The sequence below is a fragment of the Cobetia sp. SIMBA_158 genome, from assembly GCF_046566945.1.
GTDB lineage: Bacteria > Pseudomonadota > Gammaproteobacteria > Pseudomonadales > Halomonadaceae > Cobetia > Cobetia amphilecti.
The window spans coordinates 1-328 of the sequence record NZ_JAWJYL010000148.1; the positions used below are offsets into that span (position 1 = coordinate 1).

Annotated in this window: 1 protein-coding gene; it reads left to right on the forward strand. The window is 36.9% G+C overall.

Annotation, left to right across the window (positions count from 1 at the left end; all coding sequences use genetic code 11):
- Positions 1–108 precede the first annotated feature (108 nt).
- A partial coding sequence (locus R2R70_RS19380; RefSeq protein WP_410978805.1) for a hypothetical protein occupies positions 109–328 on the forward strand: 220 nt, incomplete at its 3' end.

Here is a 328-nt window from a genome sequence, read left to right on the forward strand (position 1 = left end):
GTCCATAACGAAACCTCCTAATATACGTATTTAAGTACATTATATTATACACCTTAGAAGTCTGAAAAAGCAAAGTAAATCGTTATAGGTGTGTAAGGGGGTGCAACCATGAGTAAGCACAGAATCGCAGTTGTGGGACGTTTTAGAAGCGGTAAGAATACTTTCGCAGACTACATAACTGAAAAATACGGACATATTCAGTTTGCCTTTGGTGATGGAATCACAAAAGTAATTAATCAGTACTTTCCTGAAGCTTTCAATGATGGTAAACCGAGAAAACACTATCAAGTTATTGGACAATCCTTCAGGGAACTGGATGAAAACATAG